This window comes from Brevundimonas sp. Marseille-Q4549, from assembly GCF_976940555.1.
Window position 1 is genome coordinate 1,883,475 of sequence record NZ_CDRHXG010000001.1, and the last position, 24,488, is coordinate 1,907,962.

Here is a 24,488-nt window from a genome sequence, read left to right on the forward strand (position 1 = left end):
GGGGCCGGTGGGGCCTGGAGCAAGGCGGGCTCAGACGTCGCGGCGGAACAGCAGCATCAGATTGTTGGCGGGCATTGCCACGCGACGCGTCAGGGCCAGTCCGCAGGTGCGAGCCAGGGTCGAGACCATGTCGCGGTCGCGCAGACCCCAGGCGGGATCGCGGCTCTTCAAGCTGGTGTCGAAGGCGGCGTTGGACGGCGCCAGAGGCTGGTCAGGCTCGATGAATGGGCCGTAGAGCGCCAGAAGGCCGCCGGGCCGGCGCAAGGTGCTGCCCGCCAGACGCATCAGGCCTTCGGTCGCCGCCCAGGGACTGATGTGGATCATGTTGGCGCAGAAGACGGCGTCGACGCTGGCGTCGGGCCAGGTCGTCTCGTCCGTCGCGTCCAGCGCCGACGGCGGCCGGAGATTGGGCGATCCGAGGCGTCGGGCCCAGGCGGCGATGCTGGCGCGCGCCTCGGCGCTGGGGTCGGTGGGCGTCCAGCGGATGTCGGGCAGGGCGGATGCGAAGGCGACGGCGTGCTGGCCTGATCCGGCGGCGATCTCCAGCACCGCGCCGCGCGCCGGCAGATGGACGCGCAGCACCTCCAGTATGGCCGCGCTGTTGCGCGCGGCCGCAGGGGACGACAGGGCGCCTTCGGGCAAGGGGGCGATGGAATCCAGAGTCTGCATGGACTGTGTTTCTAGCGGGCGAGCGGGACGCAGGCACCCGCAATCTTTTGCCGTCCTGGCCTGTCCGTGCGGCGCCGTCATGCACGGTTTGACGCCGGTGGACGACAGGCGCATGACCCGTCGTAACAGTGCGTGATCGCTTTTTTCGGGCCACGACGGCGTCAGATCGTCGGGCCTTGGTTGCTCAGGAGACGTCCTTGTCCATTTCCACCACGCCCGGATTGCGTCCGGCGCCCACCGCCCATGCCGGGCTGATCGCCTGGGTCGAGCAGATCGCCGCCCTGACCCGGCCGGCCCGCGTCCATTGGTGCGACGGATCGGAGGCCGAGAAACAGGCCATCGTCGCCGACCTGCTGGCCAAGGGAACGCTGAAGGCGCTGGATCAGGACAAGCGGCCGGGCTGCTACTACGCCGCGTCCGATCCGCGCGACGTGGCGCGGGTCGAAAGCCGGACCTTCATCTGTTCCGAGGACGAGGCCGACGCCGGGCCGACCAACAACTGGGCCGATCCGATCGAGATGCGCGACCGTCTGGCGGGCCTTTTCGACGGCTGCATGGCCGGGCGGACGATGTATGTCGTGCCCTTCTGCATGGGGCCGCTGGGATCGGAGATCAGCGCCTTGGGCGTCGAGATCACCGACAGCGGCTATGTCGCCCTGTCGATGGGGGTGATGACGCGGATGGGCAAGCCGGCGCTGGATCAGCTGGGCGACAAGGGTGTGTTCGTGCCCGCCGTCCACACGCTGGGCGCGCCGCTGGCCGAGGGGCAGGCGGACGTGGCCTGGCCCTGCAACGACGACAAATGGATCGTGCATTTCCCCGAGACGCGGGAAATCTGGTCCTATGGCTCCGGCTATGGCGGCAACGCCCTGTTGGGCAAGAAATGCTATGCGCTGCGGATCGCCTCGGTCATGGCCCGCGACGAGGGCTGGCTGGCCGAACATATGCTGATCCTGAAGCTGACCGATCCCAAGGGACGGTCGAAATATGTCGCCGCCGCCTTCCCCTCGGCCTGCGGCAAGACCAATCTGGCCATGCTGCAACCCAGTCTGCCGGGTTGGAAGGCGGAAACCATCGGCGACGACATCGCCTGGATGCGGTTCGGGGACGACGGCCGGCTGTACGCCGTGAACCCGGAGGCGGGTTTCTTCGGCGTGGCGCCCGGCACGGGACGCGACACCAATCACAATGCGCTGGAGACGCTGGCGACCAACACCATCTTCACCAACACCGCCCTGACCGCCGACGGCGATGTGTGGTGGGAGGGGATGACCAGGACCGCGCCAGAGAGCCTGACCAACTGGAAGGGGCAGCCGCACGACCCGGCGTCGGGCGAACCGGCGGCCCATCCGAACGCGCGCTTCGCCTCGCCCGCCAGCCAGTGCCCGGCCATCGCGCCGGAGTGGGAAGACCCGAAAGGCGTGCCCATTGACGCCATCCTGTTCGGCGGGCGCCGGGCCAGCGCGGTGCCGCTGGTGACCGAGGCGTTCGACTGGGAGCACGGCGTCTTCATGGGCTCGACCGTGGCGTCGGAAGGCACGGCGGCGGCCGAGAACAAGGTCGGGGAGCTGCGCCGCGACCCGTTCGCCATGCTGCCCTTCTGCGGCTACAACATGGGGGACTATTTCAGCCACTGGCTGAAGATGGGGCAGGGGCGTGACGCCTCGAAACTGCCGCGCATCTTCTTCGTCAACTGGTTCAGGAAGGATCAGGACGGCAAGTTCGTCTGGCCCGGGTTCGGCGACAATTCGCGCGTGCTGAAATGGATTTCCGAGCGGATCGACGCCGTGGCTGAAGCGGTGGATACGCCGGTCGGTCGGGTGCCGTCGCCCGAGGCGCTGGATTTGTCGGGCCTGGACCTGACCGAGGCGCAACTATCGATCCTGCTGGACGTGGACGATGCGGTCTGGCGCGAGGAGGCCGCGCTGATCCCCGAGTTCTACGCCCGTTTCGGAGAACGTCTGCCCCAGGCGCTGTGGGACCAGCACGCGGCCCTGAGCGAACGTCTGGACCGCCGTAGGGCCGAGGCCATCGCCGCCGAATAGGTCCGTTTCGGGCGTTTCAACGCCTTGCATTCCCGGCGTCACGGGTCGATCAGACAGCCCGTGACGTCTTCTCCTCCTATCGTGATCGTCGGCGCCGGCGTGCTGGGCCTTTGCACGGCTTTTGCGCTGAAACAGCGAGGCCATGCGGTGCGGGTGGTCGATCCCGGCGGACCGAACGCCTCAGCTGTCGCGGCCGGCATGATCGCCCCGGCGATGGAATCCGCCATCGACGACCTGTCGCCGGACCAGGCGCGGCTGTTGAAGGCCGGGCGCGATCTGTGGCCGGCGTTCGCCCAGTCGGCGGGGATCGTCTTGACGCAGAGGCCGGCGGAATGGCGCGGGGGCCAGGCTGATCGGATCGCGGCGCGACTAGCGGCTCTGGGTTTCGATGCGGCGCGGGATGGCGACCGCGTGATCACGACCGACGACTGGCAGGTCCAGCCTGATCAGGCGATGGCCGCCTTGAAGGCAGCCCTGGGCGAGGCGGTGGTCACGGGTGAAGCCGCCGAAGTCCATGCGACGGCCGGTGGCTGGCGTATCGCGGCGGACGGACGCTGGATTGTGGCGTCTGGTCTGGTGGTGGCGACGGGCGCGGCCCCTGCGCTGACGGGGCTGCCGGCGGCGACGTGCGCCTTGATCGACGTCATCCAGCCGATCCGGGGACAGATCGGGGTGACGCGCGCGCTGGCGACCGATCGGGTGACGCGCGGTCCCGGCGCCTATGTGGCGCCCATGGGCGACAGGGTCGTGGTCGGGGCGACGATGGAGCCGGGACGCCGCGATACGACGCCGGATGAGCAAACCGGCCGGCGCATGCTGGAGGCGGCCTGGCGCGTCCTGGGGCGATCGCCGCAGTCGCTCGATATCCAATGGCGGGCGGGCGTGCGGGGCGCGACGGCCGACGGCCTGCCCCTGGCGGGCCCGGCGCCGGACGGCGAAAGTCTGTTTATGGCCCTGGCGCCGCGTCGCAACGGCTGGCTGCTGGGGCCGCTGGCGGGATCGGCCGTGGCCGACTGGATCGAGGGGCGGGCGCCGTCGCCGGACGCCCGCGCCCTCGATCCGCGACGTTTCTAGTTCTCCATCGCGAAGCGGACGGTGAAGTTCACCGTCGCCCCGTCCACGGGGCGGCCGTCGACCGTGCGCGGGTTCATGCGGAAGTCGCGCGACAGACCTTGCGCCGCGCGGCCGAAGCCCTGGCCGTTCGGCGTCTCGCCGGTGACGCGGCAGCCGGTCAGGCCGCCATCGACCCGCACGATGCACGACAGGCTGGCCGAACCCGATACGCCGTTTTCGGCGGCCCGCGTCGGATAGGCGCGGGCCATCTGCGCCGCCGAGGGCCGACTGGCCCAGGTCGGGTTGTTGATGACCGAGACGGGGCGGGGCGGAGCCTCTGTCGTCGCCTTGCCGCCCTCGACGCCGACGGGCGCGGTGCTGACCACGATCTGGCCGGGCGGGGCGGTGATGACGCCCTCGTCCGGCGGCGCGAGCGGCACGGGCGGCAGCGTGGTCGGCACGGTCAGAAGGGGCTTGTGAATGGGCGTGGGCGGCGCCGGCGTTACGGTCGACGGAAGCGGTTTGGGCTCAGGCAGCTTGAACATCGTCACATCGACCGGCGGGGTGTCCGGCTGCGTCGCGTCAGGCGCATTCAGTTCGAACCGCTGATTATAGAGCACCACGCCCGCCGCCACATGGGCCAAGGCCGAGACGCCGATGGCGGCCCACAGCCAACGGGGGATCGGCTTCCTGCGTTCCCCGAAATCGATGGGATTGACGGCGCCTGGGCCGCCGGCGGCACGGATCATCATGTCTGCACTTCCCTCGTTCACCGCCCCCCGGCAGCGCCCGTAAGGGAAGTGAGCGCGCAGGTTGTGGCGGCTTTACGGCAGCGCTTGCGCGATTCTCCACAGCAAGCCGTTAATGGCGGCGTTAAGAATTAGGGATTGATTAACCACGTTCAGCGACCCTCGAGTCGTCATGAGCGTGGGTGCGATTCCATCGTCCGGCGGGGTTGAGGCGGCCATTCGGCGCGCCTCCAACGCCGTGGGCGTCGATTTCGACTTCCTGATGAAGACCGCGCGCCGTGAAAGCGCGCTGAATCCCTCGGCCAAGGCGCCCACCTCTTCGGCGGCCGGCCTGTTCCAGTTCATCGAGCAAACCTGGCTGGGAACCGTCAAGAAACATGGCGCCCAGCATGGCTATGGCCAGTACGCCGACCTGATCCGTCGTGGCTCTGACGGGCGCTGGCGCGTGGACGGTTCGGCGCGCAACGTGGTTCTGGATCTGCGTTTCGATCCCCAGGCGGCCTCCACCATGGCGGCGGAACTGACGGCGTCGAACGCGGCCTATCTGCGGGGCCGAACGGGCAAGGAGCCGGGCGCCGGCGACCTGTACGCCGCGCATTTCCTGGGGCCTGCGGGCGCGGCCAGCCTGATGGAGGCGATGGATCGTTATCCCGGCGCCAGCGCGGCGTCCCTGTTTCCGGACGCGGCGCGCGCGAACCGCAGCATCTTCTATCGCGACGGACGCGCCGCCACGGTGGCCGAGGTGCACGCCAATCTGCAGCGCACGGCGGGCGAGGGCGCGCCCGCTTCCGGCGTGATCGACAACCGTCTGGCGCCGCCGTCGCTGAGCGAACGCGATCAGATGCTGGCGGCGCGGATGGATCGGTTGAAGCAGGACCAGGGTCTGCTGGCCCTTCTGCTGGGGCAGGACGGTTCGTCCGGCGGCGGTTTCGGCGGCGCCTTCTCTCCGGCCGGAAAAGAATCGGCCTGAGACGCATCTGCGTCGATGGTAAACCGGACATTAAGCATGGCAGGCTCATCGTCAGGGGCACGACCGATTCCCTGACGAGCCGTCCATGACCGCCTATCGCGCACGCCTTACCGAGATGGATATCCGACGCCTGGTCAAGGCGACGGACGAGGACGAGCGCGCCGAGGCCACGCACAAGCTGTGCCGCAACATGGACCGGATCGTACTGGACGACATCGAGCGGGACGCGGCTCAGAAAATCCTGCGCATGCTGGCCGATGATTCAGCCGAACTGGTTCGCCGCGCCATGGCCGTCACGCTGAAGGCCTCGACTCTGATCCCCAACGATATCGCGCGCAAGCTGGCCGCCGACCTGGACAGCATCGCCCTGCCGATCATCACGTCCTCGCCCGCCTTCAGCGACGAAGACCTGATCGAGATCGTGCGCGCGGGATCGGCCGTGCGTCAGGTCGCCGTCGCCACCCGTCCGCGGGTTCCCAGAGATGTCGCCGCCGTCCTGGCCGAGGAGGGGTGCGAGCAGTCCGTCCGCGCCCTGGCCGCCAACGACAACGCCGACATCTCCGAAGCCGCCCTGAGCGTCGTCGTCGATCGTTTCGCGCAGTCCCAGGAGGTGCTGACGGCGGTGGCCTATCGCCAGGTCCTGCCGTTGCACGTCACGGAGCGCCTGATCGCCCTGGCCAGCGAGACGGTGCGCGAGCACCTGGTCAGCCGCCACGCCGTCGCGCCGGAAACGGCGATCCGCCTGGCCCAGTATGCACGCGAGCGCGCCACGGTGGATCTGGTCGACCAGGCCGCCGCCAGCGCCGACCTGTCGGTCTTCATGGCCCAGTTGAACAGCCGCAAGGCGTTGAACGCCTCGTTGCTGCTGCGCGGTCTGGCGCGAGGACATATGGCGATGTTCGAGCATGGACTGGCGGAACTGGCCCAGACGCCGCATCAGCGCGCCTGGCTGATGGTGCACGATGCGGGGCCGCTGGGGCTGAAGGCCATCTACGATCGCGCGGGTTTGCCGCCCCGTCTGTTCCAAGCCTTCCGGGTCGGCGTGGACACCTGGCGCGCGCTGACGGCCGAGGGCGGCGCTGTTTCGACCGAGGAATTTCGCCAGCGGATGCTGGAACGCTTCCTGACCCAGCGGCCGAACGTGCAGCGCGACGACCTGGCCTATCTGATGGAGCGGCTGGATCAGCCGACGCTGCCTGCGGTCGCCGTCAACGCGGCCTGAAACGGCAAAGGCCCGCCGTCGGCGGGCCTCCTCATTCGCCTCAACCTGGCGGTCAGGCCTTCCGGTGTTCCGAGACCCGGGCTTCCAACGTTTCGGCCAGGGCGCGGCCGGTCGGATGTTCGTCCGTCTTGATCTGGTCGCGCACGACGGCGCGGATGGCGTCGATATGGGCGTCCAGTATCACCGCCGGCGCATTCATGCGTGTGGCGGGGTCGTCCAGCATTCGGCACAGGGAGCCGGCGATCCGCGTCACCAGCGGATATTCGTAGGTGGTGCCCAGACCCTTGAGGTCGTGCGCGCGGAAATAGAGGGCTTCGGCCGTGGCGGGGGTGTAACCCTGCTGGCGGATGTCAGTCTGGGCCTTGTCCAGCTTGACGATCTCCTCGGCCAACCACTGGCCGAACTGGGCCGACATGGCCTTCAGGGCCTCTTCCGCCTTGGCGATCGCGTCGGCGTTGATGCCGAATCCGCCGCCGACCTTGCTGCGAAGGGTGTTGGGGGGACGAAAGACTTGCGCCGGATCGCTCATCGCGGGCTCCACTGGAATTCGGCGCCAAGGTAGCCGGTCGCTGTTAAGAAGCGGTGACTCGCTCAGTTGGCGAATTGTTCCGCCATGACGCGTTCCCCGAACGAGCGGCCGGCGTCGAACAGCATGGTCAGATGGACGTCGCGGCGCTCGCGCACTTCGACCGAGGCCACGCGACGGACCTCGAAGTTGTCGGCGGTGGCGGAGACCGGGCGCTTGTCCGCTTCCAGCACGTCGAAACGCACCTTGGCTTCGTGCGACAGCAAGGCCCCGCGCCAACGGCGAGGACGGAAGGCGCTGATCGGCGTCAACGCCAGGATGTGGGCGTCCAGGGGGATGATCGGGCCATGGGCCGACAGATTGTAGGCGGTCGAACCCGCCGGCGTCGCCAACAGGCAGCCGTCGCAGGACAGTTCGTCCAGCCGCACGCGGCCGTCGACCGTGATCCGCAGCTTGGCGCTCTGTCGCGTCTGGCGCAGCAGGGAGACTTCGTTGATGGCCAGACCGGTGTGGACCTCGCCGCTCTCGGTCCAGGCGTCCATCTGCAGCGGGTGGATGATGGTGCGCTCGGCTGCCGCGATGCGTTCGATCAGGTCGTCCTCGTCATAGTCGTTCATCAGGAAGCCGACGGAGCCGCGGTTCATGCCGTAAACCGGCGTGCGGCGCCGCAGATTGGCGTGCAGGGTCTCCAGCATCTGTCCGTCGCCGCCCAAGGCGACGATGACATCGGCGTCCGCTTCGGAAACGGCGCCGTATCGCTGGATCAGCGCCCGGCGGGCGGCCTGGGCTTCCGGACGGTCGCTGGCGACGAAGGCCAGGGAAAGGGGCGCGCTTGGCTGGGTCACGGATCGACGTGAAACGAGGTTCGCACCGAAGTCAAACCGAGCCCGGCTTTTCCACCATCTGAAGGAAGGCGCGCGAGGCGGAGGCGGCGTTCAGGGCGGTCGCCGTCCAGCCGCCGTCGGCGGGAAATCCGCCGGTCAGCTTGCGGACCTCGACCAGCAGGGACGGGAACACCGCCCGGTCGACGCCGACCGCAATACAGGCCAGATAAAGCGGTTCGGCCGTCGGCGCGCGAATGGCGGCGTGAACCTGGGGAGAGGTGAATCCGCCAAGCGCCGCCAGGGTCTGTTCGAAGAGGACGAGCCGGTGTTCGCGCAGGGCGCGTACAAGCAGGCCGGGACGCAGCTGACCGGCGGCCTGGAGCTTGTCGACCAGCCTTCGCTCCATCTCGTGTCGGTCGCCGCCGTCCTCCTTTCGACCGGAGATCGGCACGGCGCGCCAGCCGCCATTGCGGGCCAGGGCGGCGCTGGCGTCCTGAACGGCGCCGTTCAACAGTCGGTCGTCGATGCGGAAACGCTCGCCGATCGATTGGCGCAGGGCCTGTCCGACCCATTGGTAGAGTTCCTGGGCCAACGCCTCGTTAAGGCGCGGATGGCGGCTGAGGGGCGCGCGCAGCCCGGCGAGGCGGCGCGATTCTTCGACCAGGCGATGCAGGGCCGCCTCGCTGATGTCGGCTGTGCGGTTCGACGCCAGGGCCGTCATGGTCACGGCCTCCCCGCGTTCGACGATGACGTCCGTGACGCTGCGCGACAGGCCCGGACGCCGGGCGACGGCGATCTGGTGTTCCAGGGTCGCTTCGACCAGAAGCCGGATCAGGTCTGCGTCCTTCAACAACGGGCTGGAGGTGATGACGGGGCGGGCGATTTCGATCTCGTCCAGCGCCAGCATGTTGATCAGGGCGGGCGGCGCCCAGTCGGCGTCGGCCAGGCGTTCGGCCAGAACCAGCCTGATCTCGCGCTCGGCCTGGGCCGTGAGAGCCAGGAAGATGTCGCCCAGAACCGGCGCCGCCCGAGCGGTCGGCGTCGATTCGCACAGGGCGGCGACGCCGAGCAGCAACCGCTGACGATCGTCGGGCGAGCGGCTGCGGGCGAGATTCAGAAGGGCGGACGCGTCGAAATCGTCACGAGGAGCGGCGGGCGACCTCATCTGAACGACAGCGGACACGGCGGCTCCTCGATGGGCGATCCAACGTCTGGATATTGCTCCATGGAGGTGAAGGCGCGGTTAACCAAGTCCGGTCCGCGTCGCGATTGACGTAGCGTCAGGTTCGAATCATCTGTCTTGACGAGGCTTCGGCCAGGGGAGACGTTCCTGCTCAAGCCCGTCAGAGGCAGGAGGAAATCATGGCCGATGGAACAAGCCCGTCACTGAAGTCTCGGGTCTCGGAAGCCGAATGGGCTGTGCGTGTGGAACTGGCCGCGCTCTATCGGCTGGTGGCGCTGCACGGGTGGGACGACATGATCTTCACCCACATTTCGGCCCGCGTTCCAGGGCCGGAACATCACTTCCTGATCAATCCCTACGGCTTCTACTTCGACGAGATCACAGCGTCTTCGCTGGTGAAGGTCGATCTGGAAGGAAACATCGTCCAGGAGACGACGAATTTCATCAATCCGGCGGGCTTCACCATCCATTCGGCGGTCCATGCGGCGCGTGAGGACGCCAAATTCGTCATCCACCTGCACACGGTGAACGGCGTAGGCGTGGCGGCCCAGAGGGAAGGCCTGCTGCCGATCAGCCAGAACGCGTGTTTACTACAGTATCAGGTTGCGTATCATGGGTACGAGGGGTTGGCCTTGAACCATGACGAGCGCGAACGTCTGGTCGCCGACCTGGGGGACAAGCCGCTCATGCTGCTGAGAAATCACGGCACGCTGGCGGTAGGGGAGACGGCGGCGCAGGCATGGATCGGGATATTCTTCCTGGAGCGGGCCTGCGCCCAGCAGGTGGCGGCCCTGTCGGGCGGTTTGGAGAACGTCCTGACCGCGCCGGACGCAGCCCAGGCCGAGACCAAGGAGCAGGGACGCGGCATCGGCTTCATCTCGGCCCTGGCCTGGCCTGGCGCGCTCAGGCAACTGGATCGCAAGTCGCCCGGCTACGACGCCTGACGATAATCGGAGCGGCCGCCGCCATGGCGGCGGCTGTTCCAGGCGGGGACGCGACGGCCGGAGCCTGGACCCAGCCCAAGGGGCGGACACAGGCGATCCTGAAATACGAACATATGGTCGCGGAAGAGGGGTTCGATCCGCAGGGCGACACCCAGCCCCTTCCAGCCGAACGACGGGACTCGGCGCTGGGCCTGTTCGCCGAATACGGCGTGACCGACGGGCTGACGCTGCAGTTGAGGGCCGACTGGCAGGATGGAGAGGACGCCTTCGTCGACTATGAGGGACGCGGCCCGATCGAGATCGGCGCGACCTGGCAAGTCTGGCGCGACGACCGTAACGCCGTCAGCCTGTACGGCGGCTATGCGAACGGCGGGGAGGGGCGAAACGCCGGCTACGCCCCGCCCGGTGTCGGCAAGCACGATTGGGAGGCGCGCCTGTCCGCCGGCCGTTCGCTGGGAGGGGCGGGCTCGCGTCTGGGCGTGGATCAACTCTTCGTCGAAATCCAGGCCGCACGGCGGTTCCGGGACGGGCTTCCGGACGAGACGCGCCTGGACGCCACGGTCGGCGGGCGGTTGGGGCGCGATTGGCTGGTTCTGGGCCAGGCCTTCGGCGGAGCGGCGGACGGCGGGGCGAGATGGTTGTCGCTGGAAGGGTCGGTCGTGCGCGATCTGGACCGCTGGAGCTTGCAGGTGGGGTGGCGACATACGGTGGCGGGCCGCGAGACGCCCATCGCGCGGGGACCGGTTTTCGCCCTCTGGCGTCGTTTTTAGCGTCGCCTTGAGCGACGGAGCCGCCGATCCGACGCGTTACAAAGAGATAAGGTTGCGCGCGCGGCGTTAGTCGCTATGCGTGCGGCGTCCCCCTGAACGAGAGACTCCGCGTGATCAAACGCCACTTCTTCATCATCGCTGCGGCCGTGCTCCTGGCGCTGATGGTGATAGCCGCTGTTCTGAAGATCACGTTCAAGGACGAAAAGACGGCCGGTCCGCCCGGCGGCGGCCGACGCGGCGGACAGGAGGTGTCCCAGGTCGTGGTGGGCCAGCGGCAGTTCTCGGACCAGATCAGAGTGCTGGGCGTGGCGCGCGGGCTGAAGTCGGTGAATCTGACATCGCCGACGACCCAGCTGGTCACGCGGGTCATGTTCTCCGACGGTCAGACGGTGACGGCGGGCACGCCCCTGGTGGAACTGCAGGCGCGCGAGGAAGAAGCCGACATCATCCAGGCGCGCGCCAGCGTCGCCCAGGCGCAGCGGGAGTATGATCGGTACAAGGCTCTGGCGGACCGGGGCGTGGCGCCGCGCGTGCTGCTGGAACAGGCCGAGACCAGCCTGGAGACGGCTCGGGCGGGTCTGCTGGCGGCCCAGGCGCGACGCGGCGACCGGGTGATCCGCGCGCCCTTCACCGGAACCCTGGGCCTGACCACGATTACGCCCGGCACGCTGATCAACCCGGGTGCGGTGATCGCGACGCTGGACGACGTGTCTTCAGTGCGTGTCGATTTCCCGTTGCCCGAGCGATATCTCAACGTACTGCGTCCGGGCGCGTCCATCACGGCCACGGCAGACGCCTATGGCGAGGAGCCGTTCCAGGGGCGGATCGCCCGGATCGACACCCGCGTGAACGAGACGACGCGCGCGGCCACAGCCCGCGCCGAATTCCCCAACCCCGGCGGCCGCATCCGTCCCGGCATGCTGTTGCGTGTCGCGGTTCAGCAGGGGCAGCGCCAGGCGGCGGCCGTGCCCGAGGCCGCGGTGCAGTATGAAGGCTCCGGCGCCTTCGTTTATCGTATCGCCCCGGGTCAGAACGGCACGACGGCTCAGCGAGTCGAGGTCGAAACCGGCGCGGTGGAGAACGGCTTCGTCGAGATTCTGTCGGGGATTGATGTGGGCGAACACATCGTCGGCTCGGGTCTGAACCGCATCCAGCCGGGTGCGCCGGTGACGGTGGCGGGCGCCAAGGGCGGTCGCCAGGGCCGTGCAGGCCCCGCCCAATGATGTTGTCAGACGTCTCGGTCCGGCGGCCGGTCTTCGCGGCGGTCGCGGCCATCGTGCTGTGCGTGATCGGCGCGGCGGCCTTCTTTTTCTTGCCGGTGCGCGAACTGCCCGACGTTGATCCGCCCATCGTCTCGGTCAACACCTCCTATGCCGGGGCCTCGGCCGAGGTGATCGAAAGCCGGATCACCGAACCGATCGAGCAGCAGATCGCCGGCATCCAGGGCGTCGAACGGATCAACTCCACCAGCCGGGACGGCCGATCGAACGTGAACATCGAGTTCTCGCTGGATCGGAACATCGACGACGCCGCAAACGACGTGCGCGACCGGGTCAGCCGCGTGGTCGGCCGTCTGCCGGATCAGGCCGATCCGCCCGAAGTGGCCAAGGCCGATTCCGACAGCCAGCCGATCATGATCGTCTTCCTGCGCTCGACGACCATGAACCGGTTGCAGCTGACGGACTATGCCGACCGTTATCTGGTGGACCGCCTGGCGACGGTTCCCGGCGTCGCCCAGGTCAACATTTTCGGCGAGCAACGATATGCGATGCGGATTTGGCTGGATGCGGCGGCGATGGCCGCGCGGGGCCTGACCGTCAACGACGTCGAAACGGCCCTGACCAACCAGAACGTCGAATTGCCCGCCGGATCGCTGGAATCGACCGACAAGGACTACACCGTCCGCGTGGCCCGCACCTATTCGCGGCCCGAGGATTTCCGTCAGCTGCCCATCGGCACACGCGGCGCGGCCTCGACATCGAACACGGTGGCGACGGGCACGGGCAGCGGTTCGTCGGCCATCATCCAGGGGCAGCCGACCTACGTCACGCGCCTGGGCGACATCGCGCGGGTGGAAGAGGCGCCGGCGGAGGCGCGCCGTCTGTTCCGCGGCAATGGGCTGGACCAGATCGGTCTGGCGGTGACGCGTCAGGCGCAGTCCAACGACCTGGCCATCTCCGACGGCGTGCGGAAGATGATCGAGGAAATCCGGCCAAGCCTGCCGCCTGGCGTGACGCTGGAGGTCGGATCGGACAATTCGGTCTTCACCTCCCACGCCATCGACGAGGTCTGGATCACCATCGGCATCTCGATGGCGCTGGTGGCCCTGGTCAACTTCATCTTCCTGGGCAGTCTGCGGGCGGCGCTGATCCCGTCGATCGTCGCGCCGATCTGCATCCTGGCGACCTTCATCGTCCTGGCCCCGCTGGGCTTCTCGCTGAACCTTCTGACCCTGCTGGCCCTGGTGCTGGCCATCGGTCTGGTCGTGGACGACGCCATCGTGGTGGTCGAGAACATTCAGCGCCGGCTGGACCACGGCGAGCCGCCTCTGGTCGCGGCCGAGCGCGGTGCGCGTCAGGTCTTCTTCGCGGTCGTGGCCACGACCATCGTTCTGTTGTCGGTGTTCGCGCCCCTGTTGTTCCTGCCCGGCTATGTCGGGCGGCTGTTCGTGGAACTGGCGGCCGCCATCGCGGCGGCCGTGGCCTTCTCGGCCTTTCTGGCGCTGAGCTTGTCGCCCATGCTGGCCTCCAAGATCCTGCGCCGGGCCGAGGGCGGCGGCTGGGTGGCCCGCCGGGTTGACTGGGCCATGGACCGGTTGAAGACCTCCTACGCTCGGTCGTTGGACATGCTGCTGGGGCGGCGCATCGCCGTGATCGGCGTCGGCGCCCTGATCGCCCTGGTGGCGGCGGGGGCGGGCGGCATCTTTCTGTTCCTGCCCAACGAACTGGTGCCGGACGAAGACCGTGGCCGGGTCCAGATCCGTGTCGCGGGGCCCGAGGGCGCGGGCTTCGACTATACCCGCAAGATCATGATGGGGCTGGAGCCCCTGTTGGCCGAATACAAGGCGAACGGCGAGGCCGACAGCTATCTGGTGTCGTCGCCCGGTTTCGGGGGCGGCAGCTACAATTCCGGAAACGCGGTGCTGGTGCTGGCCGACTGGTCCAAGCGAGAGCGTTCGGCCGCGGACATCGCCCAGGAGGTGAACCGCAAGCTGCGCGGTCAGACCGGCGCCCAGGTGAACGCCTCGACCCCCGGCGCCTTCCAGCGCGGCGGCGGCAACTCCAACTCGGTCGAGCTGATCGCCACCGGCACGGATTATCAGCAGATTTACAACTGGCTTCAGCCCTTGCTGGCGGCGGCCCAGTCCAATCCGGGTTTTTCGCGGCCGCGTCTGAACTATGAACCGAACTCGCCGCGCCTGCTGGTCGATGTCGATCCGCAGAAGGCGGCGGCGCTGGGCGTGTCGTCACAGTCCATCGGCCGCACGCTGGAGACCATGTTCGGCTCTCGCCGCGCCACGACCTATATCAAGGGCGGACAGGAGTACGATGTCATCCTGCAGACGGATCGTCAGAACCGGCGCGAGGTTGCCGATCTGGAGGCGTTGTACGTCGCCACCGGCTCGGGCCAGCTGGTGCCTCTGTCGGCGGTCGTCACGACCAAGACCAGCGGCGATACGCCCGACCGGCGACGTCTGGATCGTCAGCGCGCCATCTCGCTGCAGGCCGACCTGAACCCCGGCATGACCATCGACGACGCGGTGCAGTTCCTGCGCGCCGAGGCCGCCAAACAGCCGCAAGGCGGGGTGATCGTCCAGTGGGGCGGCGCCGCGCGCGATCAGCAGGAGGCGGGCGGGGCGGTGTTCGCGGCCTTCGGCCTGGCGCTGCTGCTGGTCTTCCTGGTGCTGGCGGCCCAGTTCGAAAGCTGGATCACGCCGGCGGTCATCATGTTGACGGTGCCCCTGGCGGCGGCGGGCGGTCTGTTCGGCCTGTTGATGGCGGGGTCCAGCCTGAACATCTACAGCCAGATCGGTCTGATCATCCTGATCGGGGTGGCGGCGAAGAACGGCATTCTGATCGTGGAGTTCGCCAACCAGCTGCGCGACCAGGGCCGTTCGATCCGCGAGGCGATCATCGAATCGTCTTCGCTGCGTCTGCGGCCGATCATCATGACCTCCATCGCCACGGCGTTCGGCGCCCTGCCGCTGGTGCTGTGGCATGGGGCGGGGGCGGGCAGCCGTCAGACCATCGGCGTAGTCATCTTCACCGGCGCCATCTTCGCCACGGTGCTGACGCTGTTCGTCGTGCCGGTGATCTATGGCGTCCTGGCGCGCTTCACCAAGTCGCCGGAATGGACCGCCCGCAAGATCGAGGAATGGGAAGCCCAGGAAATCCGCGACGGCGGCGAAAAGCCGATCCCCGAAGGCTGAATGAGGATCAGGAGGCGGGCGTCGCCGGCGGCTGATAGCCCGTCTCCACCTTCAGGAAGGCGATGACGTCGCGGCGGTCTTTGGCGTCCGGTAGGCCGGGGAAGGTCATCTTGTTGCCGGGCAGGAAGGTGCGCGGATTCTGGAGCCAGTGATCCAGCCGCTCGGCGTCCCATGTGAAGTCGGCGGAGCGCAGGGCGTTGGAATAGGCGTAGCGCGGCCGCGAGCCTGCCTTGCGGCCGAATACCCCGTGCAGGTTCGGACCGGTCATGTCGGCCCCGCCCTCGCCGATGGTGTGGCACGAGCGGCAGCGGGCGAAGGCGCGACGACCATTTTCCAAGTCGCCCTGATCGTAAGGTGGGGGCAGGGCGGCCAGCAGGGTGGCCTTTTCCGCATCTGTCAGGACATGGACCGGCTTGGCCGGGGCGGCCGGCGCGCTCGATCCCTCCGGACCACAGGCGCTCAATAGGACAAGCGGCGCGGCGACGGCGAGCAGGGCGATGCGGGTCATGGCGGATCCTCTTTCGACCGTGATAGCGCAATCGCGTATCGCGGCAATTGGTCATCCTGTCCTGCTGGACGAAGCGGCCTCGCACCTGATAATCACTGTCAAAGAAACGCGGGCCGCCGGGGAGCGGGCGTCCCGCCTATGCGAGCGTGGAATTGACCGACACCGTGAAATTGAGCCAGGCCCGACGCGGCGATCGCGGAGTCATCGTCCAGGTCGGCGCTCACTGCCACCATCAGGCCGAGGCGGTCGAACTGGAGCGTCGGCTGCTGGAGCTGGGCTTTGTCGAAGGCGCCCGCGTCGAACTGCTGCACGAAGGCCTGTTCGGACACGACCCCATCGCCCTGAAGGTGGACGACATGCGCGTGGCCCTGCGTCGGCACGAGGCCGAAAGCCTGGTCTTCCGCCGGGACGCCGCCTGATGGACATCGCGCTGAAGGCCGCCCGCGTCGCCCTGGTCGGCAATCCCAACAGCGGCAAGACCGCCCTGTTCAACGCCCTGACCGGCGCGCACCAGAAGGTCGCCAACTACGCCGGGGTCACGGTCGAGCGGAAAGAGGGGCTGATTCGGGCGACGTCCGGCCGAACGATGTCGGTGCTGGACCTGCCCGGCACCTATTCCCTGCGTGCGCGCAGCCCGGATGAGGAGGTCACGCGCGACGCCGTGCTGGGGCGTCTGGCGGGCGAGACGCCGCCGGACGTGGTGGTGTGCGTCGCGGACGCCACCAACCTGCGCTTGGTGCTGCGGCTGATCCTGGAGCTGAAGGCCGTGGGCCGGCCGATGGTCCTGGCGCTCAACATGTTCGACATCGCCCAGCGTCAGGGCCTGCGGATTGATCTGGAGAAGCTGCGCGCCGAACTGGGCGTGCCGATCATCACCACGGTCGCGACGCGCAAGCGCGGGATCGACGAACTGATCGCCGCCGTCGAGACCCAGGCCGACGCCGCTGCGGTGGGCGATAACCGCTGGCGTTCGCCCGACGCCGCCGAACTGCGCGCCGCCGCGCGCGAGGCCGAGCGCATCATGAAGGCCTGTGTGCGGCCGCCCGAACGGCCCGACACCCTGACCGGCAAGATCGATTCCGTCCTGCTGCATCCCGTCGGCGGTTTGCTGATCCTGTTCGCCCTGCTTTTCGTGATGTTCCAGGCCGTCTTCACCTGGGCCAAGCCCCTGATGGACGGTATCGAGGCGAGCATCGCCTGGCTCGGGGCCTTCGTCGCCATGGTTCTGCCCGACGGTCTGCTGCGAAGTCTTATCGTCGATGGCGTCATCTCCGGCGTCGGCAGCGTGCTGGTCTTCCTGCCGCAGATCCTGATCCTGTTCCTGTTCATCATTGCGCTGGAGGACTTCGGCTATATGGCCCGCGCGGCCTTCCTGATGGACAGGATCATGGGCGGTGCCGGGCTGCATGGCCGCGCCTTCATTCCACTGTTGTCCAGCTTCGCCTGCGCCATTCCGGGCGTGATGGCGGCGCGGGTGATCGATTCCAAGCGCGACCGCCTGACCACCATTCTGGTCGCGCCGCTGATGACCTGTTCGGCGCGCATCCCGGTCTATACGCTGATCATCGCCGCCTTCATTCCTAACGAGAAGGTGTGGGGCTTCGCCAATCTGCAGGGCGTGGTCATGTTCGGCCTCTACGCCGCCGGTATTCTCAGCGCGCTTCTGGTGTCGCTGGTGATCCGCAAGGTGTTCTGGCGCGGCGCGGTCGAGCCCTTCATGATGGAGCTGCCGACCTACAAGGTTCCCGATCCCAAGAGCGTCGGCTTCAACCTGTGGCTCCGGGCCAAGATCTTCCTGAACCGGGCGGGTCGGATCATCTTGCCCGCCGTGGTCATCCTGTGGGTTCTGGCGACCTTCCCCTATCCGCCCGAGAACGCGACCCTGCCGGCCATCGACTATTCGTTCGCCGGCATGATCGGCCGCGTGCTGGAGCCGATCTTCGCGCCTATCGGCTTCAACTGGCAGATGGTCATCGCCCTGATCCCCGGCATGGCGGCGCGCGAGGTCGCGGTGGCGGCGCTGGGCACCACCTACGCCATCGCGGATGCGGAGAATGCGACAGGTCTGCTGGCCTCGACCCTGGCGCAGCACTGGTCGCTGGCGACGGCTCTCTCCTTCCTAGCCTGGTACATTTTCGCGCCCCAGTGCGTGGCGACCCTGGGCGTGGTGCGGCGTGAAACGAACTCGCTGAAATGGACCTGGACCATGATCGGCTACATGTTCGGCCTGGCCTATCTGGCGTCCTTCGTGACCTATCATGTAGCCGTGGCGATGGGCGGAGGCTAAGCCAGACGTCTTCGCCGTCGGGCTGGACGTCTTATGAATTCTCTGATCGCTTCGGTCGTTCTTGGCGGGCTGGGTCTGATCGTCGGCAGTTTCCTGGCGATGGTCAGCGTGCGCCTGCCGTTGGAAGAGGACGTCGTGGCGGCCCCCTCGCATTGTCGGGGATGCGGACAACGCCTGCGACCTTGGGAACGGGTCCCAGTCGTCAGCTGGCTGGTGCTGAAGGCGCGATGCGTCCGCTGCGGCTGTCGGATATCGCCGCGCTATCCGTTGATCGAACTGGGGGCGGCCGCACTGGGCGTCTGGGCGGCGCTGTGGGCGGGCTGGAGCGGCGCGTCGGTGTTCGTGACGGCGGCGACGGCGCTGTTGGGCTGGCAACTGTTGCTCATCGCCCTTGTCGACGGTGAAAACTACTGGCTGCCCGACCGTCTCACCCTGCCGCTGATCGGTACGGGCCTGGCGGTCGCGGTCGCCCAGGGTTGGCATGTCGCCGCATCGAACCTGATCGGGGCCGTGGTCGGTTTCGTCGGGCTTTGGCTGGTCGGCCGGCTCTATCAGGCGGTGCGCAAGCGTCGGGGTCTAGGCGGCGGCGATCCGATCCTGTTCGCTGGGGCAGGGGCCTGGGTCGGCTGGCCCGGCCTGCCCAGCGTGATGCTTTGGGCCTGTGCGGCGGCGCTTGGATTGGTGTTCGGTCTGCTGGTGGCGCGCCGGTCGATCCAGGCGACGACCAGCCTGCCGTTCGGGGTCTTTCTGGCCGTCGGTGTCTGGCTGACCTGGCTTTACGGCCCGCTGGGCTTCTAGCGTCCGGTCGTCAGCTTCACGATGATCAGGGCGGCGGTATCCAGAATGGCCTCCGGCGTGTCGGCCCGCCGCAGAAGCTCGAAGCTGGCGGCCGTCGATTCGGCGATCGAGGCGATCTGGTAGGAGGCCAGGCGCGGATTGTAGTCCTTGGGGTGCAGGCCGCTGGCGTGGGCCTGAGCTACGCGGCGCTCGATGGCCAGGTGCAGGCGGCGCAGACGGCGAACGCGGCTTTCGACGAAGGCGGATTCGCCATTGTCGGCCAGCATGTGCTCGACCCGCAGGACCTGCCCGTGGTCGCGCCAGATGGACATGACGTCCAGGATGAAGGCGCGCGCGACGCTAAAGGCCCGGTCGCCGGGCCAGTCAGCCTGAAAATGGGCGGCCAGGGGCTGGAAATCCTCGGCGGCGCTTTCGCACAGGGCCAGGACAGGCTCCTCCACCGTCTTGAAATAGGTGTAGAAGTTCGAGGGCGAGACGCCGGCCGCCGACGCCAGGTCGGACACGCGGATGTCGCCATAGTGGCGCGCGTTCAGCAGATTGCGCGTCGCGTCCAGGATGGCCTGGCGCGTGCGGCCGCCGCGTGCGCCGATGCGGTGTCCCAGCTTGTTGGTGCTTTCGACCATGACCCTCGTTCGCCGTCTGGCGGGACGGCGTGAACGCAGATGTCCGGCGCCATTCAGACCGATCGGTCGCCCGGATCGCTCGGCGGAAATCCTAGCGAAACGGCGGCGGCTTGGGAAGCTTGAGCGTTTCGTCTCGTGTTTATCCAATTCGTGACGGTGTGTGGAGATTTCTTGGATTTTACCTGTATGTCAGCTGTAGGTTTTCATCGACCTCCGACATCAATATTGCACCTGTCCGTCGTCGGACTGTGAATTGCCGGACGCATAACTGCCGTATCCCCCGGAACCTCAAACCAGGGGATAATAATGCGCTCTCGCACCAAACTTCGTCTTCAGCTTCTGCTCGGCACCGCACTGGTCGCTGCGCCGCTGTCGGCCATGGCCCAGCCCGTCGCGGACGTCTCCGCCGGCGCGCCGGCGGCCCAGCCCGCCGCCGAAACCGCGGACCAGCAGCCCACCGGCCTGGCCGACATCGTCGTCACCGCCACCAAGCGCGAGACCAATCTGCAGGACACGCCGATCTCGATCTCGGTCGTGAACGCCCAGGCCCTGGAAGACCGCCACGTTCAGTCGCTGATGGATCTGGCCGACGGCGCCGTGCCCTCCCTGCGCGTCGCGACCTTCGAAGCCCGCCAGTCGGCCCTGACCATCGGCATCCGCGGCATCGTGCCCAACGACGCCAACCAACCCGCCCGTGAGCAGGGCGTGGGCGTGTATGTCGACGGCGTCTATCTGGCCCGCCAGCACGGTCTGGCCGCCGCCCTGCTGGACATCGAACGCATCGAAGTCCTGAAGGGCCCGCAAGGCACCCTGTTCGGCCGCAATACCGAAGGTGGAGCCCTGTCGCTTGTGACCAAGAAGCCCACGGGCGAGTTCGGCATGCGCGCCGTCGCCGGTATCGGCAATCTGGACTCCTACAACTCCGAACTGCACGTCAACTTCCCGGCCCTGGGCGACTTCGCCTTCAAGGTCGACGGCGTGATCGCCGTTCAGGGGCCGGTGACGCAGAACATCCTGCCCGGCGAAGAGGGCTTCGGCGCCTATGACCGTCGCGGGCTGCGCTTCCAGACCCGCTGGACCCCGACCGACAACTTCACCGCCGACCTGGCCGCTGACGTCGGCAAGGACAAGAACACCCCCTTCTACAGCCAACTGCTGAACTTCAACCCGAACGGCCTGGCGGTCGTGCCGTGGACATCGGCCACGGTGCCCAGCGGTTCGATCCGCGCGCTGTCGCCGCTGGTTCAGGTCGAGGGCTCGCGCCGGATGACCCAGGCCGACATCGGCGTGCCGCAACAGTGGAGCGTGGACGACACCCGCGGCGTCGATCTGCACCTGTCGTATCGTCCGACCGACAGCCTGGAACTGCGTTCGATCACGGCCTACCGCGACCTGGCTGTGGAACAGTACGACAACATCGCCGGCGCCCACCGTCCGCCGGTCACGGGTCCGAACGGCAAGTTCTCGCGCTACTCCCTGGCCGGCTTCTGGCAGCATCAGTTCAGCCAGGAAGTTCAGGCGGTGGGTTCGCTGGGCGATAGCATCGACTACGTCGGCGGCCTGTTCTACTTCAAGGAGACCGTGTCGGACGATGCGGCCACGCCTTCGACAAACCAGTGGAACAGCGACGGCACGGGCTACACCATCCTGGACCCGACGCCGACCATCCGCGGCTTCCGTTCGATCGACCGCGCCTCGACCGCCCATGCGGAATCGAAGGCCATCTATGGCCAGGGCACCTGGACGCCGGCGACGATGGACGCCCTGCACCTGACGCTGGGCGGCCGCTACACCTGGGACGACAAGGACGGCGTCCTCTACACGGTCAACAATCAGCCGACGAACTTCACGTTCAAGAGCTCGGTCAAACGATTCGACCCGCTGGTGACGCTGGCCTACGACCTGACCGACAAGGTCAATGTCTACGCCAAATATTCGACCGGCTATCGCGCCGGCGGCGCCTCGTCGCGCTCGCTGACGTATCGGTCGTTCGCGCCGGAAGAGGTCAAGGCCTATGAGTTGGGTCTGAAGAGCGACCTGTTCGACAACCGCGTCCGCCTGAACGCCGCGATCTACGCCATGGATCGCACCGACAGCCAGATCGACTTCAGCCTGGTCACGGTCACGGGCGCGTCGACCCGCAACACGCTGGAGACGATCAACGCCCCCGGCACGACGAAAATCCGCGGCCTTGAGCTGGAAGGTCAGTTCCAGGTCAACGAGAACCTGCGCCTGTCGGCCTCCTATGCCTATACGGACGCCAAGATCCCGGACACGGTGAACCCGTTCAACAACCAGGTGCAGAAGGTGTTCATCGCCTTCACGCCGCCGAACGCCGCCAGCGTCGCCGCCGACTGGAACTCGCCCTTCATGGGCGCGACCTTCAAGGCGCACGTCGACGCCAACTACGCCGACGCCACCCAGGCGTTCGACCAGTTCGAGCTGAAGAACGACTCCTCCTTCATCGTGAACGCCCGCCTTTCGGTCGCCGATATCCAGACCACCCCCGGCGGTCCTGAACTGGAACTGGCTCTGTGGTCGCGCAACCTGTTCGATGAAGCCTATGTCTATCGTCGTGATCCGTCGAACCGGAACTCCCTGGGCGACTACGGCAACTTCAACGCCCCGCGCACCTTCGGCATCGAATTGCGCGCCAACTACTGACCGCCCCCTGAGGTCGCGTGTGACGCCCCTTCCGCCTCTGGCGGCAGGGGCGTTCGCCGTTTCGGCCGGGTTTTGTGGCGGACTTGTGCAGCTTGTGTGAATTTTCGTCGGTGGCGGCGGATTCCGCTGGATTAAGCCGTGCGAGGCAGGAATTGGCGCGGACATGAGCCAGTTGATCCTGATCGCGGACGGCGACGCCGAGGCCGGCGAAAGGCTCGATGTTCATTTGCGCCGAGAGGGGTTTCGTACGGTCGGCGCCATGGACGGGCAGGCGGCCCTGGATCTGCATGGCCGGGTGCGGCCGGATCTGATTCTGCTCGACGCGGGTCTGCCGGGGCGCGACGGTTGGGACGTGCTGGGCGAAATCCGTCGTCGCGGCCCGACCCCCGTCGTCATGACCGCCGAAGTCGACGACGGCGTCAGCCGCGTGCAGGCTCTGCGGATCGGCGCCGACGACTATCTGGCCCGTCCCGTCGACGCCCTTGAGGCCGCGACCCGCGTGCACGCCATCCTGCGGCGCCTGGCAGGCGCGTCGGGCGCAGGTCTGCTCAAGGTCGGTGCGCTGGAGGTCGATCCGGCTGGATATCAGGCCGCCGTGGTGACGCCCGAGGGGCGTCGGAAACTGGCTCTGACCCTCACGGAATTCCGCATCCTGGCCCAGCTTGCGCAAGCGCCCTCGCGTGTCTTCTCCCGCGCCGAACTGTCCGAGGGGTGTCGGCCGAGCCGCGCCTCGGATACGCGCACGCTGGACAGTCACGTCAGCCACCTGCGCCGCAAGCTGGTGGAATCAGGGGCGATGGAGGTGGTCGTCAACGTGCGCGGCGTCGGCTACCGCCTGGACCCGGCCTTCTAAGCAGAACGCGCCAAATGGTCTCGCCGATCGGCGTGGTCGAGGCGGATAAGGCGTCTCTATTTGTGCGATAATATCGCGCGCAAACAGCCACTTGGCGGACTTGCCCATCATTTGACGGCGATCGGCGCCAGCGTCGCAATCCAAACACAGTTCTGACATTCCCGCCTGGCGGGGCTTGCGGGCCCTTCTGATGATGTGTCATGTAACCGATTACATGAGCCGTCGACGGACCCTTGCTGAAGAGGGCTGGCACGACGCTCTGCAGGAGAGGAAGCCGTTGGACATCGCGTCGTCGTCCGCCGCCAATGACCGATCGCGCGCCGCGAAGGCCGCGACGATTCGAGACGTGGCCGAGCATGCGCGGGTCTCTGTGGCCTCCGTATCTCGGGTGCTGAACGGCTCGGACGCCATCACCGAATCGACGCGCCAGCGGGTGCTCGACGCCGTCGCCCAGCTTCGCTACGTCCCCCACGTCGGCGCCCGCAGCCTGTCGACCAGCCGCACCGACACCATCGGCGTGATCCTGCCGGACCTGTTCGGAGAGTTCTTTTCGGAACTGATCCGGGGCATGGACCTGGCGGCCCGCGCCCATGGCAAACATCTGATCGTCTCCAGTTCGCACGACGACGCCGAGGACACGCTGACAGCGGTGCGGTCCATGCGCGGCCGGGTGGACGGCATGATCGTGCTGTCGCCACATGTCCGCGCGGCCAATCTGGCGGCGGACGTCGCGGGTCGGATGCCGGTCCTGCTGATGAACGGCGGCATGGAGGAGGCGGGCCGTCCCTCCATCGTCATCGACAACCAGGGCGGGGCGGGGACGGCGGTCCAGCATCTGATCGCGACCGGCCGGCGCCGCATCGCTCATATTCGCGGCCCCGAAGGCAATATCGAAGCGGATCAACGGGCCGCCGGCTACGCCTCGGCCCTGGACGGTCAGGCGCCGATCGTGGTCGAGGGCGAGTTTTCCCAGGCCTCGGGCCACCGGGCCGCGACGGCCCTCCTGGCCATGGGGCAGCGCCCCGACGCCGTCTTCGCCGCCAACGACATGATGGCGGTCGGCGCTCTTCTGGCCTTTCAGGAGGCGGGCGTCCGCTGCCCCGAGGATATCGCCGTCGTCGGTTTCGACGACGTGCCCATCGCCAGTCTGATGCGCCCGGCGCTGACGACCATGCGCGTCAACATTGCGGAGATCGGCCGTCGGGGCGTCGAGCGCCTGATCGGCCTGGTCAGAGCCGACGCGGCCGGAGAGCCGTCGGACGCCGCCTGCGAAACCGTTCGGCCGGTTCTGGTCGAACGCCAATCCACCGCGGCGGCTTCGTCCGCCAGGTTCAACAACGGGTGACGCGCCGCATGCCGCGGAAGACCGAT

21 protein-coding genes are annotated in these 24,488 nt (G+C 67.6%); 14 read left to right on the forward strand and 7 right to left on the reverse strand.

Translation table 11 applies throughout. From position 1 onward, the window contains the following. Positions 1-30: 30 nt before the first annotated feature. Positions 31-669: a DUF938 domain-containing protein gene (locus ACWPV3_RS09305; RefSeq protein WP_453977693.1), complete on the reverse strand. Its 639-nt coding sequence runs from the start codon at positions 667-669 to the stop codon at positions 31-33. A gap of 197 nt (positions 670-866) precedes the next feature. On the opposite strand from ACWPV3_RS09305, the gene ACWPV3_RS09310 reads away from it, so the two are divergent. Together ACWPV3_RS09310 and ACWPV3_RS09315 are read left to right on the forward strand one after the other, a co-directional pair. Next, positions 867-2,714, forward strand: a complete 1,848-nt coding sequence (locus tag ACWPV3_RS09310) for a phosphoenolpyruvate carboxykinase (GTP) (protein ID WP_453977694.1) — start codon at positions 867-869, stop codon at positions 2,712-2,714. A gap of 60 nt (positions 2,715-2,774) precedes the next feature. Continuing rightward, positions 2,775-3,788 carry an NAD(P)/FAD-dependent oxidoreductase gene (locus tag ACWPV3_RS09315; RefSeq protein WP_453977695.1) on the forward strand — a complete coding sequence of 338 codons (1,014 nt, stop codon included), beginning with the start codon at positions 2,775-2,777 and terminating at the stop codon, positions 3,786-3,788. Here the strand turns inward: ACWPV3_RS09315 and ACWPV3_RS09320 are convergent. Further along, positions 3,785-4,519 (reverse strand): TonB family protein, encoded by a 735-nt coding sequence (locus tag ACWPV3_RS09320; RefSeq protein WP_453977696.1) that lies wholly within the window; start codon positions 4,517-4,519, stop codon positions 3,785-3,787. The two genes, ACWPV3_RS09315 and ACWPV3_RS09320, sit on opposite strands and share 4 nt — an antisense overlap. 169 nt (positions 4,520-4,688) lie before the next feature. Between ACWPV3_RS09320 and ACWPV3_RS09325 the strand changes: the two genes are divergently transcribed. After that, on the forward strand, positions 4,689-5,486 hold the full coding sequence (locus ACWPV3_RS09325) for a transglycosylase SLT domain-containing protein (protein WP_292085969.1): 798 nt from the start codon (positions 4,689-4,691) through the stop codon (positions 5,484-5,486). A gap of 85 nt (positions 5,487-5,571) precedes the next feature. Further along, positions 5,572-6,708, forward strand: a complete 1,137-nt coding sequence (locus ACWPV3_RS09330; protein WP_453977697.1) for a DUF2336 domain-containing protein — start codon at positions 5,572-5,574, stop codon at positions 6,706-6,708. Between the two features lie 52 nt (positions 6,709-6,760). On the opposite strand, the gene ACWPV3_RS09335 is transcribed toward ACWPV3_RS09330, so the two are convergent. From ACWPV3_RS09335 to ACWPV3_RS09345, 3 genes are all read right to left on the reverse strand, one after another. Then, positions 6,761-7,237, reverse strand: coding sequence for an Hpt domain-containing protein (locus tag ACWPV3_RS09335; RefSeq protein ID WP_292085967.1), 477 nt, complete (start codon positions 7,235-7,237; stop codon positions 6,761-6,763). Between the two features lie 62 nt (positions 7,238-7,299). Continuing rightward, a complete protein-coding gene (locus ACWPV3_RS09340) occupies positions 7,300-8,079 on the reverse strand; it encodes an NAD kinase (protein ID WP_292085966.1) in 780 nt (259 codons plus the stop codon). Positions 8,080-8,110: 31 nt separating this feature from the next. Continuing rightward, complete coding sequence (locus ACWPV3_RS09345) at positions 8,111-9,241, reverse strand: DUF2336 domain-containing protein (protein ID WP_312734503.1); 1,131 nt, start codon at positions 9,239-9,241, stop codon at positions 8,111-8,113. A 179-nt stretch (positions 9,242-9,420) separates the two neighbouring features. Between ACWPV3_RS09345 and ACWPV3_RS09350 the strand changes: the two genes are divergently transcribed. The 4 genes from ACWPV3_RS09350 to ACWPV3_RS09365 all read left to right on the forward strand — a co-directional run bounded on the left by ACWPV3_RS09350 (position 9,421) and on the right by ACWPV3_RS09365 (position 15,384). Continuing rightward, positions 9,421-10,185: a class II aldolase/adducin family protein gene (locus tag ACWPV3_RS09350; RefSeq protein WP_292085964.1), complete on the forward strand. Its 765-nt coding sequence runs from the start codon at positions 9,421-9,423 to the stop codon at positions 10,183-10,185. A gap of 23 nt (positions 10,186-10,208) precedes the next feature. After that, a complete protein-coding gene (locus tag ACWPV3_RS09355; protein WP_453977698.1) occupies positions 10,209-10,955 on the forward strand; it encodes a hypothetical protein in 747 nt (248 codons plus the stop codon). 110 nt (positions 10,956-11,065) lie between these two features. Beyond that, the gene (locus ACWPV3_RS09360) at positions 11,066-12,178 is read left to right on the forward strand and encodes an efflux RND transporter periplasmic adaptor subunit (RefSeq protein WP_453977699.1); all 1,113 of its coding nucleotides are present in this window, start codon (positions 11,066-11,068) and stop codon (positions 12,176-12,178) included. Next, positions 12,178-15,384, forward strand: a complete 3,207-nt coding sequence (locus ACWPV3_RS09365) for an efflux RND transporter permease subunit (RefSeq protein WP_453978519.1) — start codon at positions 12,178-12,180, stop codon at positions 15,382-15,384. Before ACWPV3_RS09360 ends, ACWPV3_RS09365 begins: the two co-directional genes overlap by 1 nt. Before the next feature lie 7 nt (positions 15,385-15,391). On the opposite strand, the gene ACWPV3_RS09370 is transcribed toward ACWPV3_RS09365, so the two are convergent. Beyond that, positions 15,392-15,892: a c-type cytochrome gene (locus ACWPV3_RS09370; protein ID WP_453977700.1), complete on the reverse strand. Its 501-nt coding sequence runs from the start codon at positions 15,890-15,892 to the stop codon at positions 15,392-15,394. A 152-nt stretch (positions 15,893-16,044) separates the two neighbouring features. Between ACWPV3_RS09370 and ACWPV3_RS09375 the strand changes: the two genes are divergently transcribed. The 3 genes from ACWPV3_RS09375 to ACWPV3_RS09385 are packed head-to-tail and all read left to right on the forward strand — an operon-like array spanning position 16,045 to position 18,977. Next, on the forward strand, positions 16,045-16,311 hold the full coding sequence (locus ACWPV3_RS09375; RefSeq protein ID WP_453977701.1) for a FeoA family protein: 267 nt from the start codon (positions 16,045-16,047) through the stop codon (positions 16,309-16,311). Next, a complete protein-coding gene (gene feoB / locus ACWPV3_RS09380; protein WP_453977702.1) occupies positions 16,311-18,179 on the forward strand; it encodes a ferrous iron transporter B in 1,869 nt (622 codons plus the stop codon). Before ACWPV3_RS09375 ends, feoB begins: the two co-directional genes overlap by 1 nt. Before the next feature lie 33 nt (positions 18,180-18,212). Beyond that, a complete protein-coding gene (locus tag ACWPV3_RS09385; RefSeq protein ID WP_313453856.1) occupies positions 18,213-18,977 on the forward strand; it encodes a prepilin peptidase in 765 nt (254 codons plus the stop codon). Here the strand turns inward: ACWPV3_RS09385 and ACWPV3_RS09390 are convergent. Further along, on the reverse strand, positions 18,974-19,600 hold the full coding sequence (locus ACWPV3_RS09390) for a TetR/AcrR family transcriptional regulator (RefSeq protein WP_292176789.1): 627 nt from the start codon (positions 19,598-19,600) through the stop codon (positions 18,974-18,976). The two genes, ACWPV3_RS09385 and ACWPV3_RS09390, sit on opposite strands and share 4 nt — an antisense overlap. Positions 19,601-19,906: 306 nt before the next feature. Between ACWPV3_RS09390 and ACWPV3_RS09395 the strand changes: the two genes are divergently transcribed. The 3 genes from ACWPV3_RS09395 (at position 19,907) to ACWPV3_RS09405 (ending at position 24,462) form a co-directional block, all read left to right on the forward strand. Next, positions 19,907-22,264, forward strand: a complete 2,358-nt coding sequence (locus ACWPV3_RS09395; RefSeq protein WP_313453854.1) for a TonB-dependent receptor — start codon at positions 19,907-19,909, stop codon at positions 22,262-22,264. Between the two features lie 163 nt (positions 22,265-22,427). After that, a complete protein-coding gene (locus tag ACWPV3_RS09400) occupies positions 22,428-23,117 on the forward strand; it encodes a response regulator (protein ID WP_453977703.1) in 690 nt (229 codons plus the stop codon). A gap of 277 nt (positions 23,118-23,394) precedes the next feature. Next, entirely contained in the window at positions 23,395-24,462 is a 1,068-nt protein-coding gene (locus ACWPV3_RS09405; protein ID WP_453977704.1) for a LacI family DNA-binding transcriptional regulator, read from the forward strand. The last annotated feature ends 26 nt before the right edge of the window (positions 24,463-24,488 follow it).